Origin of the sequence: Methanobrevibacter arboriphilus JCM 13429 = DSM 1125 (genome assembly GCF_002072215.1) — an archaeon.
GTDB classification, from domain to species: Archaea; Methanobacteriota; Methanobacteria; order Methanobacteriales; family Methanobacteriaceae; genus Methanobinarius; species Methanobinarius arboriphilicus.
The window spans coordinates 313,251-326,637 of sequence record NZ_JXMW01000001.1 but is presented as its reverse complement, the minus strand read 5'-3'; the positions used below and the strand labels follow the sequence as shown (position 1 = coordinate 326,637).

Sequence of the window (13,387 nt, the reverse complement as noted above, 5' to 3'; positions counted from 1 at the left end):
TAATTATTTTGTATTTTGTGTTTCTTCTTTTTTATCTTCTTTATTATCTCCAGTAATAGAACTTTTAATATCATTAACTTTGTTTTCTACTTTGTTTTTATTTTCTGTTGCAGAACTTTTGATATCTTCAACTTTACTACCTACTTTATCTTCAACTTTATTCCCTGTATCTTTCACTTTTTTTTGAATTTCCATGTTAAAAAACTCCTAAATATTTTCTAAAAACAACAACTGTAATTAATTAATAATTTAGGTAAAGAGTATCGGGAATTGATTTTATTTATTTTTTTTCATCAACTAAAAATATCAATTGGAGCTAATATCGACTTTTTTATAATTTATATTATTATCAATAACAAATAAGCACGATATATTTAGTACTCCTTTCTTTTTTACAAAAAATTAATAATTTTTTTAATTATAGTTGTATAATTAATATATTGTTTTACATCCTACATAATGCTTTGCTTTTAAGCAGTTTTTATATAAAAATAATAATTTGAAAAATCATAGATTTTAAACCAAATTTTTGCATTTGATTTGTATATATGGCATAGAAATAGCTTTAAAAGTATTTTAATATTTTTTATCTCAATGTTTCTATTTTTTATTTTTTTCTATATTTTATATTTCTAGTTTATTAATAATGAAAAGTTATAAATAAGAGTTTAAACATATTATTTATTAATATTATTTAATTATATATCATTAATTTTTATAAAGTTATGATAAAAGCTATAATAAGATTAATGATTAAAGAATAATTTATTTTATATAATTTTATTGATTAAATTAGAATTAATGATCTTTTTATGATTTTTTAATCATTTGTTAAAGTTATTATTTTTATTAATAAGAATAAATATTTTACAATATATTAGATTTGGAAAGGGCTATTTTAGTATAATTTTGGGGAAATGTGTTGTGTTTTATGAAAATTTTGATGGTGTGAATGTTAATATATTTAAATTATTGAGGAACGATGAATAGTATTGATGTATTGTTAATAAATCCTATAGATAATACTGCTGTTAAAAATGGTTTAGGTCTTAGTATACCTCCTTTGAATTTGATGTATCTTGCTGGTGCACTTGAAAAAGCTTCATTTTCGGTTAAGATATTTGATGATGATTTGTATCAATTAGGGAATGATAAAATTCTTAAAGTTGTTTCAAAGATTGATCCTATGGTTGTAGGTCTAACTGCAACTACTGCAACAATAAATAATGCATTAGAATATGTTAAAAATATTAAAAGAGTTTTACCTAATGTTTTATCAGTTATTGGTGGTCCTCATACTACATTTGTTCCTGAAGAAACTTTAATAGATGAAGAATCATTGGATGTTGTTGTTATAGGGGAAGGTGAGGAAACATTTGTTGATCTTGTTGAAGCTTTTATTAAAACTCAATATAAAAAATTATCTAAAGTTAAAGGAATTGCTTTTCGTGATGAAGATAAAGTTAGAATGAATGGATTTAGACCTTTAATAAAAGATTTAGATAGTATACCATTTCCTGCGAGACATTTAGTTCCTTTTAAGTCTTATGAACTTTCAGGCCAATCTGGAGGGATGATTACAAGTAGGGGTTGTGTTTTTGGTTGTAATTATTGTTCTTCATCTCTTATAATGGGTAAAAAGTTCAGAACTCGTAGTCCAGAAAATGTTGTTGATGAAGTTGAAGAATTAGTTTTTAAATATGGGCTTGAGGATATTGCTTTTTTAGATGATATTTTCATGTTAGATAAAAGAAGGGCTATAAAAATATGTGATGAAATCAAGGAAAGAGGTATTGATTTAAAATTTGTAGCTTCTTCAAGAGTTGATACTGTTAATAAACCATTGTTGGAATCTCTTACAAATTCTGGAATGAAAACATTGTATTATGGTGTTGAATCAGGTTCACAACGAGTTTTAGATCTTATGGGGAAGAATATAACACTTAATCAGACTGAGAAAGCATTTAAGATTGCGAAAGATGTGGGTGTTGATGTTATTGGTTCTTTTATTTTAGGGTATCCTGGAGAAACAGTAGAAGAAATGAATGATACTATTGATTTTTCGATAAAGTTGGATCCTGATTATGCTCAGTATTCTATATTAACTCCATTTCCAGGGACTCCTATTTATTCTCAATTGAAAAAAAGTAATCTTTTAGAGGGGAATAATTGGGATAATTATACTGTTCTTAATTCTGTTTTAAATTATGAAAAATTGGGATTAAGTAGTAAATTAATTGAAAGAAAGTTGATTAAAGCTTATTTAAAGTTTTATGTAAGGCCGTCTTATATTTTTAAACATAAATATATGCTTAAAGTTTTAGCAGATACAGTTATTCGTAGCTTTGTTTTACCTAAATTTAAAAATAAAAATCCACAAGGATGGTATGATACATTATAAATAATAATAAAACTAAATTATAATTAAAAAAATAAGATTTTTAATCTTTTTATATCATCTTTAAATAATATTATTCGTTTTTCAAAATATAACTGGATTATGTAAAATTAAAAAATTCAAATCATCAATATCCATAACGGACTTGGAGGGATTTGAACCCTAAATCGCAAGATTAGGACTTGATAGCAGAGTTTTGAGTTGTTTTATGCTTGTTTAAAGTTTTTATTTTTTAAAGAAGAGATTTTTTATATTTATATTTAGATTAGATTTGAGGAATTTTAAACATTTCTAAAGATATTAAATATTTAAAATAAATTAAATTAATTTCTTTTACCCAAAAGAGCTATTAATCTATCTAATGAGTCATTCACACTTTCATATATTGCTCCACTACTATTTTCAGCATCAATTTGTCTTTCTATTCTTTTTAATTGAAGACCTATAGCATAATTTATTATTTCTTTTTTATCCACATTTTCATTATTCTTTAATTTTTCTGCAATATTGTTTTTATCAGACATTTTATATACTCCTGTGTTGCATTTTTGTTTTATAAAATATATATCATTTATCTATTATATCATGAAAAGTAATAATTAATTTTTTAATTAATTCAGTATATTTTTATTGTTAGTTGGTTTTTTTATATTTTGTTTTTGTTTCTTTTAGTTATGGTTTTATTTATATATGTTTTTGCTTGATAACAGCTATTTTGATTTTGGTGATATTGTGTTTTTATTTTTTATTTCTTTTGTTTTATTTTCTCTATTTTTTTTGGTGTTTAGCTGTTATTTTTATATTTTTCTTATTTTTTCTTTATATGCTTATTTTTTTATACAGCTATTCTACTATTTTTGTGGGGGGAGGGGGTAGCTATTGTTTTTTTATTTTTTGGATAGGAAGTTTTTTATATTAGTTTTTTTATATTATATTATCGTAGTGAGTGTTATCATTGTGTTAGTATTTTTTTATATACTGGTTGATTGGATCCTGAGGTGAAAAAACAAAATGTTTACAATAAATAGATTTTTTAAACCAATTATTTTTGTTATGTGACCAATATTGGTAGAATAAAAAACATAACAGAGACTAAAACTACAGATATTATTGAATTAAAAAATTTAACATACACAGGATCAAACAATACAGGAATTATTATTAGTGGTGGTAATATTAATATTCTTAACATAATAAATGGAAAATTTAATTAGAAAAACATGAAAAAATTAAAAAAGCCTAAAATTTTACAATCTATTTTTATTTAAAAATAAAATATAGGCTAAATAATATATAATGAAAAAAGATGTTACTAATATAATAGTAATATTAAATAATAAGGAAAGATGCTATGAAAATTTTTAAAAATTTATCTCAAGGAATGATGCTTACTTTAATATTGTTAGTGTTTTTTTTAAGCTTATCAATTAAAAGTGCAGCAGATATCCATATAAATACAACGAACGATACATTAAGCAATGCTGTGAATATAGCAGATAATATTTTGCCTTCTTTTGTGTAATAATATTTGTCATGTTTATAAATAAGTATATAACACATATAATAATAAGTTTGATATCTATTTTAAATTTTATATTTTAGTTATTATTATGAATAATTTTTTTTGAAAAATTGGATAAATGGAATATATTTTTTAAGGTATTTTATTCGCTGTTTAATAGTTTTTAATTAGATATTTTTTTTTATTATTAATTGATGTAACAATTTATTAGAGGGGTTAAAATTATGAGTTTTTTAGAAAATAGTAGTTATGGTTTAAATAATGTTTGGAGATATGCTTTAACTATTATTTTGACTTGGTTTGTTGGAAGTTTAATTGGAAGTTGTTTAGGGATTGTACTCGTACCATTATTTGGATTGAGTTTAACTGTGGGTACAGGATATCTTTTGAATATATTCATTGTTTTTGCAATTCAGTTATTATTATTGTTCTTATCAATACGTTTTATTCATAAACGAGACTTTTTTTCTATAATTAATATGTCAAAATCTAATAATTCTTTTTTAAAAAGAGTGAGATGGATATTAATTTTAAAAGGAATGCTTTTGTGGATTCTTTTTCTGTTAATACTCACATTGGCAAATTTTATTATAATTCCTAATGAGATTTATATAAATCCCAATTGGATTATGATATTGTCTTCAATTCCAATTTTAGTAATTGGGCTTATTATTCAAACAAGTTTTGAAGAATTTTTCTTTAGAGGATATTTTAATCAAGGATTAAATTTACTATTTAAAAATAAAATTTTTGTTATATTAGTAGGTTCTTTAGTTTTTGCTATTCCTCATTTGTCCAATGGTGGGGTTGATACGTTTTTATCTTTTGAAATTTTAATTGAAACTTTTTTAATGGGTGTGATATTCACTATTTTCGCATTACTTTACGAAGGGCTTGAATTTTCTATTGGAATACATTTTGTAAATAATTTATATGTTTTTATTATTGGCCCAACAGAGGGAACTTTCTCGACTGTTCCAACTATTTTGATGAATATTAGTAATAGTTTATTAAGTCTATTAATTCCGACTATATTCATGTTATTATTTATTGCTATTCTTTTTATTTATAAAAGAAAGAAAATATCAAATATTTTGCTAAATTAGTGAAAAATAGTAATTCATTATTTCAAAACCATTTTATTTTAAATAATTTTATTAAATAATTTTTTTATTAAAATCGAAATTATCTTATGAATATTCTGAAAAAAATAATTTTGGAAAATATTAGGATTCATTGATCGAATGATTAGGGGTTCTTAGCTTTATTTAAATTAGGTTAGAATCTCTTTATAATTAATTATAATAGAAAAATAACGTGTTTTTAAAGATTAAAGAGTTTTTTAAAATAAAATGACATTATTGGGTCGGGAGGGATTTGAACCATCGGTCTTAAGATTAGGATTATTTTTTTAAACTCACTAATTATATCTAATTTTTTATATATTATTATTTAAAATTAGGAATGTAATTTATAATTTTCGATAGCTACTTTTTAATATTCTTTTTTCAATAACTTATTCTTATATTTCCATCATTTTAAACTAATAGTTACTTTAAGACTATTATTTTCATTAACGGTTTCTGTAAGAATAATTTAAGTATTCTGAAAATTAGTATTTTATTCAGTGTTTAATCTATATCTATCTCTTCCTATTAAATTATAGTTAACGGACTTGGCGAGATTTGAACTCGCGCTCTAACGATTAGGAGTTATAAAAAAACCCGCTGATTATGTATTGTTTTAGATATACTTTTTTATTATAAAGTATTACTTAAAATTAATAATATTTTTAATGTAATGCTGTATTAAAAATAATTTTGTTTATATTTTTTAAGATTTAATATATCTAAAATACTTCAATGATTAAAATTTTTGATTGAATTTAAATAACCATTAAATAAAAATATTATTTTTTAATTTTTTTAATAAATTATTAATTTATTGGCATGTATTGTTGTATGATTAATATAGAAAATTATAATAATAAAAAATACCTATAAGTGTATAGAATTAATATTAACTAAATGAAGTAAGCAAGGAATTTATTATTAACAGATAAAAGGAAAAGAAGCTTTAAAATATATTGAATAATATTATTTTTCATGATATGGGATTAAAACTATAACATAAATAACACTTACTATAAATTAATTAATAGATAACAAAAAGATTATTAAAACAGGTTTAATTCAGAAAATTTTATAAAATAACAAAAATAAAAGAATTATTAATATTTATAAGGAAGAATTACTTATTTGAATTAAGCTAAACGTGGCTTTTATCAAATTAAAAAGAAAGAAGTTTGATGTAGATAAAATTATAAGTGTGTTGTTTTGATGTTTATATTTGAAGTGAAAAAATGAAGATAAAAGAGTTGAGAATATATAAAAAAATTAAATCTTTCTTTGAAAAAAAGGAAAATCATCAACAGGATTATAATTTTTATCCATTATCACCTAATGACCGAATAGAGAATGGAAAAAGCTATTTTGATGCTCTAAATTGGGCATTAAACAATGATAAAATTAAAAATATAGCATTAACGGGTCCTTATGGTTCAGGTAAAAGTAGTATTCTTCAATCCTTTCGAAAGCAAAATACTAATAAAAAATTTTATTTTCTTAATATTTCTTTGGCAACTTTCAAGGAGGAAGAGGAGAAAAAAGAAGAAAACCAAGCTCCCTCTAAAGATAATGAAAATAAAACAATAGGGGAAGATTTATTAAGATTGATAGAATTAAGTATTCTTCAACAATTATTTTACAGAGAAGAAGATAAAAAACTACCCTACTCACGACTGAAAAAAATAAGGAGTTTCACTTGGAAAAATTTAATATCTACCACAATTGCTTGTTTTGTGTTTATTGCTTCACTTTTTCTTTTAATTAAACCTGATATTCTTTTATATATCTTGCCGACAGTTACTATCCCGAATTATTTAAAAATAGTATTTGCAGGTGTGTGTGTTTTAGGATTTGCTTTTATTGTATACAAGTTAATTCCAATATTCCACAATTTAAAAGTAAACAAATTGAATATAAGTAATGTTGAAATAGAAATCAGTGATGAAATTAACAAATCAGTTTTAAATCACAATTTAGATGAAATTTTATATTTTTTTGAAGCTACAGGGCATAATGTTGTGATAATCGAAGATTTAGATAGATTTCAAGAAACAGAAATATTCACAAAGCTTCGTGAAATAAATCTACTTATCAATAATTCAAACAAAATAGATCGGCATGTTACCTTTATTTATGCCATTAGAGATGAAATGTTTACAGATAAAGACAGAACTAAATTTTTTGATTTTATAGTTCCTGTTATTCCAGTTATTAATACTTCAAATTCTAATGAAATAATTAAAAAAGAAATGAAACACATTGGAGTTAAAGTTTCTGAAGTACTGATTGATGACATTTCACTTTTTATTGATGAAATGCGTCTTTTGTACAATATAATTAATGAATTTACGATTTACAAGCAACTTCTAAGTGATGAATTAGTTCAAGACAAATTACTTGCAATGATTGTATATAAAAATATTTTTCCTAGTGATTTTGTGGAATTAAGCAATTATAAGGGGATTTTATACAAAACAATCAATAAAAAGCAAGAATATATGAAACAGAAAAGAGAAAAAATAGATGATGAAATCTTAAAACATAAAGACGAGATAAAAAATTTAGACACTCTAAAAATAAAAGACATAAAAGAATTAAGAGCAGTATATATTTTACAATATGCAAATCGTTTAAAAGGGATTAAGTCATTTCATATCAATGACACGGATTATGATATTAATGGTGTACTTGAAGATGATATTTTTTCTTATTTCATAGAAGACGAAATTCAGTATAAACATTATAATGATAATTACTATCCACGACAAATAGGAATTAATTTCACTGATATTGAAAATCAAGTTAATTCTAAATATACTTATAAAGAACGAGAACAACTGATTAAAGATTGGAATAATGGCAAAATAGGAGAATTAAAACAAAAAATAGAATCATTATTGCAACAAAAGGATGATTTAAGAAATAAAAAGTTACAACATTTAATAGATTCAAAAGATGTGACTATAGAGACAAGTTCAAATCAACAAAAAATACTTATCAATTTGCTTTTGCATAATGGTTATATTGGTGAAGATTATTTGGACTATATTTCCATATTCCATGAAATTAGCATATCCAGAAACGACCATAAATTTTTACTAAATGTAAAATCTTCAACAAAAACAGAGTTTACCCATCCTCTTGATAGAATTGACAAACTTATCAACAAAATAAATTTGATTGATTTTGAGAAAGAATATATTTTGAATTATCGACTTGTGGATTATATTCTAGATAATCCTGTGTATGAAAAAGAAAAAGAGGCTATTTTCAATTTTTTGAAAGATGAGTCTGACACTTCAATAGGCTTTATAGACGGTTTTATTGCTAATGGAAGCAATTTAGATGGATTCTTCAGAGAACTATGTCATTATTGGACTGGAATTTGGAAATATATATCTTCTGGAGCCAGTTATAGTCAGATTCTTCCTTACCTCCCAGATAATAAAATATGCACTTATTTCAATCTTATTATTAAAAATGCTAAAAATGATGATATAAAAGCAATAGCTGAGAAATCTAATCTAAAAGAATATATTTCTGAACATACTGAATTTTGTAGTATTATAACTGATGAAGAAAAAATTAAAGAAGTTTTAAAAACTCTTGAAATAACATTTATTGATTTAGATCTGACTGAAACTCCTAGAGATTTGCTTGACTATATATATGAAAACAATCATTACCAAATCAATGATGTGATGATTAAAATAATGCTTCAAGAAAAAGGAAATTTTAATCAAGTAAATTTTGACACAAAAAATTATTATGCAATCAAAAAATCAAATTGTGATAATCTAATTAAATACATTGAAAACGAAATCTCTGAATATATCAATAATGTTTATCTAAAATTAGAAAACAACACAAAGGAGAATGAAAATTGTTTGATTGAACTTTTAAATAATGAATATTTAGACATTAAAGAAAAAGAATCAATCATTAAACAAGTTGAAACAAAAATTTTAAATTTGTCAAACATAAATGATAATGAAGTAAAAGATCTATTATTAAATAACTCCAAGTTGATACCAAATTGGGAAAATATCTTAACTTGTTTTATAAATAATGAAAATGTTATATCTAAACCAGTTATAACATTTTTAAACAATACAAAAAATGTGGAAATTCTAGTAAAGACTAAAATAAAAAAAGAAACAGATGATGAATTTTTAAAAACACTTCTGCTGAGTGAGAAAATCGAAAACAATTCTTATGCACAAATTATAAAACCTATTTCTGAATTACATACATACGATTCATTGGCATTTGATAGTCTGCTAAAAGATAAGGTTACTTTATTGATTCAAAATAACATATTAAGACTCAATGATAGTAACTATACTTTATTAAAAGATAGTTTTTCAAATTTACACATCACTTTAATTGAAAAAAGGCATTTAGAATTAACAGAGGAATTATTAGAAAAATTGATATTTGATAATGATGATATAATAAATGTTTTAGAATCAGCTACTTTACCATTTGAAAAGAAACAAATGATTGTTGATGCTTATGATGAAGGAGAGATAATAAATTCAGCTAAGATATTGAATTTGTTAAAAAACATTTGTTTAGATCACTCATTCAACGTGAGTAAAAATGTTTTAATGGTAATTCTTACAAAAAAAGAAGAAAAAGAAGAATCAAGAATAGAACTATACAACAAACAATATACTATTCTCAACAAAGAAGATATAACAATATTCTTAAATTCACTATCTGAACCATATCCAAGTATCGTAGAAAAAGGGAAACGACCTTTATTGCAAAATACGAAACCAAACAAATTGTTTGCAGAAAATCTTAAAGAAAAAGATTATATTTCAAACTATAACATTGGAGACAAAGGAATAAGAATATCTACATTTAGAAAGTAAAATATGACGAAACATTTACTTCTTTTGGAACTTCTTTCCTATTTTACTTCCTTTTCTATTTTTACTTTCAACTAAAGAGTATGTAAAAAATGTGGAATTATTTGAAGAATTTCCATTTTATTCACTGACCATATTCTCTAAATAAACATCTATTAACCTTCTATCCAAAAAACAAACATAAATTATCAATTATTCAAAAACACAAAATAGGAATTTAGAAAGATATTCCTATTTATTCGCAATTTTATTTTAACAAATCAGTAGGATATTTAATTTTAATTATCGGTGCAAAACTCATTTTTGCACTTCAAAAACGCGTGATTTCATTGTAAATCTAACAAATGAATAAAAAACTAATCTTAGATGTTTTGATGAGAAAAATATGGAGAATCTTTTGGTATTATATTAAGTAAAAGGAACATCTAAATTCTCACTTAAAAAAATAAAATCACATCCTTTTTCAAGATTTTTTAATTATAACTTTGAGTTTAAAATATAAAATAACTCTTGATAATGATAGATTACTAATATTTAGCTACTTACTTCTTATTTTAATATTCGTGCGCTCATTATTTTTTTATTTTTAAGATATTTTTCACCTTTATTATAATTTAAGTAATTGAATTGATTTTTTAGTATTTAAAATATTATTTTAACATTGGCAATAAGTTATATACAAAAAACATTTTTTCTAGAATTTATTTTATACTCTAAAGTTATCTTATACAAATAGATTAACTATAAATTTACCATTATAATTAATTGATTTCGTATTTAATTAATTGAAAACATAATAATTTTATAAAATTAGCTAAATGAAATAAGATATTGCTAATAATATAATATTACTATAATGTTAAATACACCATATTCTATATAGATTAATAACAAATGACAATTATTAATATATGGATGTAATAAGAAGGGATGATAGTGAAAATAAAAAATTTTAATGTAGAAAATTTTAAATCTATAAAAAACTCAGGAACAATAGATTTAGAAAAAGATATCACAACACTAATTGGTATTAATGAAGCTGGAAAAAGTAATATATTAGAAGCTTTGCACTTTTTAAATTATGCTGAAAGATTTACTTATAATGAATTACCTCTTGATTCTGATTTAAAAGAAAAATATGAAAATGGGGAAGATTTTTTAGTATTGACTGTAGATATCCTATTAAAACCTGATGAAATTAAAAATACTACTATTTCAGGAAAAATTCGAGATATAATCACCGTTAAAAAGTTTTTCAGTGATAATTATAAAATTTATGATAACAATAAATTAATTTTTGAATATAAAAGTGAAGATGTTAAAAAAATTGCAAACGAATTAAAAGAAATCCTTATAAAAATTGAAAACGAAGATGATGATGAAAATGAAAATCGTGAGAGTCTTAAAAAAGAATTGGAAGGCAGAATTGTTTATTTTCCTACGGAATATGAAATTAATGAACTTACGGATGATACTCAAGCTATAGATAGTTTTAAATCAGAGTATGATGAAAAATTGGAGTCTCTATATACAGAAATTAATAAAAGGGATGATAATTTCGATGAATATAGAAAATTAATTCCTCAAGTTGTTTTATATGAAGATAAAAATGATTTAACCTTAGAATTCAATATTAAAGATATAAATTTAGAAAGAGACCATCATAAAATACCAGACTTGTTTAAACTATCTGAAATTGACTTTGTTCAATTAAAAGAGATGGATAATGATTCTTTTGTGACTGAGTTAAAAAGAGGTTCAAAGTTATTAACTGAAAAAATTCGTGCCAGATGGAATGAAAAGAGCATCGAAATTGAAATCCATGAAAGAAATGGCAAAATTTTCATGACACTAACAGATAAACATTTAAAAAGTTCACATAACTTAAAAATAAGAAGTGATGGTTTAAACCAGTTCTTAAGAACATTTGTTGTGAATAATGCAAAAAATTATAAAAATAAAGTATTGTTATTTGATGATGTTGGCGTTTATTTACATGCAAAAGGACAATTAGATTTACTTGATACTTTTAAAGAATTATCAAATGAAAATCAGGTCATAATATCCACTCATTCTCCATTTATGATAGATACTAATAAATTAAGCAAAACACGTGCTATAATAAAAACTGAAGAAAATGGAACATTAATTGATAAAAATATGAAAAAAAGAGGCGACTCTTATCATACCATACGATTAGCAATGGGAATTCCATTGGATAATTCTTTAATATTAAATAGTCCAAATGTGTTAGTCGAAGGAGAAGTTGACAAAATTATTTTAGATTCAATGTATAAAATTTTGGAATTGGATATACCATTAGAATCCTTTACTTCATTACCTTGTGCAGGATGTACTAAAGTTATAGATATGGCTCATATAGCATTAACATATCATAAAATGCCAGCAATATTGCTAGATAGTGATGATTCTGGTAAAAAATCTAAAGAAGAAGTGAAAAAATTGCTTCCTGATGTTAATGTGATTGATTATGGGGATTTAAAGGGTTTGAATGGTAAATTAGAAATAGAAAATTTGATTGACATTGATTATTACCTTAAAAGTCTTAATAATGTTCATTCAAATGATTTAGACCAAGAACTAACTAAAAGTGATTTTACCAAACGTAACCCTACTTTTAGAGATATTAAACTATTTTTCAAAGGAAAACATTTAAAATTAGATAAACGAGAAATTGCCTTGGATATTTCTAAAAGAATTGATGATGAGGAATTGCCTCCTAAAAAAACAATCCAAAATTTTAAACAGTTATTTGAGTTAATTAATGATAATTGTGAAAAATGAATTAGCAAAAAACACCAAATACAATCTGTGAATAATTTTAATATAAAACTTGGATAAATGATATAATGGGCGAAAATACTAAAAAGAATGTGTTAAAAATGTTATGATGAAATGAAAAATTATTTAGATAAAAAATTTTTTAGAAATAATTACAATAACAATTAGTACGTTATTTTTATTATTGATTGTTGTAATAACAAATCCATCATGGTTAAGTATGCTCCCTGGTGTTGATATTCCTGTTAATCAAAGTGGATTAGGAGCTATTGGAACTTTTATTTTTATAATTATATATTTTGCTTTATTAGCCATAACAACAAATAAAATTGGTCAATATTATAATAAAAAACAAGATCGAAAAGTTTACAATATAGGTTCTAAATCAGTCGATGAAAATGATTTAACAATTAACTTTGATTATATTATCCAAACTAAAACATTTAACAAGTTAATTGGGGTAATAATTGGGATAATTCTTTTTTTAGCAGTAGTTTATTTATTAACACCATTATTTGTTTAATAATAGAGATTATATATGTATTTCATGATTGAAGAGGTTAATTATTAGTTTTCATAATAATATGAAAAATTTATATAGGATATAAAAATAATTAGGGCCCTAGATTTTTATGAAAAAATGAAGAATGTATAATGGTTA

The 13,387-nt window shown here is 23.1% G+C and carries 9 protein-coding genes; 6 read left to right on the top strand and 3 right to left on the bottom strand.

What is annotated here, in order from left to right; all coding sequences use genetic code 11:
• Positions 1-3 precede the first annotated feature (3 nt).
• Complete coding sequence (locus MBBAR_RS01410; RefSeq protein ID WP_080459489.1) at positions 4-195, bottom strand: YtxH domain-containing protein; 192 nt, start codon at positions 193-195, stop codon at positions 4-6.
• A 787-nt stretch (positions 196-982) separates the two neighbouring features.
• Here MBBAR_RS01410 and MBBAR_RS01405 point away from each other — a divergent pair.
• Positions 983-2,401, top strand: a complete 1,419-nt coding sequence (locus MBBAR_RS01405) for a B12-binding domain-containing radical SAM protein (RefSeq protein WP_249025001.1) — start codon at positions 983-985, stop codon at positions 2,399-2,401.
• Between the two features lie 320 nt (positions 2,402-2,721).
• On the opposite strand, the gene MBBAR_RS01400 is transcribed toward MBBAR_RS01405, so the two are convergent.
• Positions 2,722-2,922: a hypothetical protein gene (locus MBBAR_RS01400; RefSeq protein ID WP_080459488.1), complete on the bottom strand. Its 201-nt coding sequence runs from the start codon at positions 2,920-2,922 to the stop codon at positions 2,722-2,724.
• 531 nt (positions 2,923-3,453) lie between these two features.
• Between MBBAR_RS01400 and MBBAR_RS10165 the strand changes: the two genes are divergently transcribed.
• Positions 3,454-3,612 carry a hypothetical protein gene (locus MBBAR_RS10165; RefSeq protein ID WP_158082496.1) on the top strand — a complete coding sequence of 53 codons (159 nt, stop codon included), beginning with the start codon at positions 3,454-3,456 and terminating at the stop codon, positions 3,610-3,612.
• A gap of 160 nt (positions 3,613-3,772) precedes the next feature.
• Here MBBAR_RS10165 and MBBAR_RS09985 read toward each other — a convergent pair whose 3' ends face one another.
• Complete coding sequence (locus tag MBBAR_RS09985; RefSeq protein ID WP_143746090.1) at positions 3,773-3,958, bottom strand: hypothetical protein; 186 nt, start codon at positions 3,956-3,958, stop codon at positions 3,773-3,775.
• A gap of 186 nt (positions 3,959-4,144) precedes the next feature.
• On the opposite strand from MBBAR_RS09985, the gene MBBAR_RS01395 reads away from it, so the two are divergent.
• From MBBAR_RS01395 to MBBAR_RS01380, 4 genes are all read left to right on the top strand, one after another.
• Entirely contained in the window at positions 4,145-5,026 is an 882-nt protein-coding gene (locus MBBAR_RS01395; protein ID WP_080459487.1) for a CPBP family intramembrane glutamic endopeptidase, read from the top strand.
• A gap of 1,256 nt (positions 5,027-6,282) precedes the next feature.
• Positions 6,283-9,927, top strand: coding sequence for a YobI family P-loop NTPase (locus MBBAR_RS01390; protein WP_080459486.1), 3,645 nt, complete (start codon positions 6,283-6,285; stop codon positions 9,925-9,927).
• A 933-nt stretch (positions 9,928-10,860) separates the two neighbouring features.
• Positions 10,861-12,729 carry an ATP-dependent nuclease gene (locus MBBAR_RS01385; RefSeq protein ID WP_158082495.1) on the top strand — a complete coding sequence of 623 codons (1,869 nt, stop codon included), beginning with the start codon at positions 10,861-10,863 and terminating at the stop codon, positions 12,727-12,729.
• A 181-nt stretch (positions 12,730-12,910) separates the two neighbouring features.
• A complete protein-coding gene (locus MBBAR_RS01380) occupies positions 12,911-13,249 on the top strand; it encodes a hypothetical protein (protein ID WP_143746089.1) in 339 nt (112 codons plus the stop codon).
• The last annotated feature ends 138 nt before the right edge of the window (positions 13,250-13,387 follow it).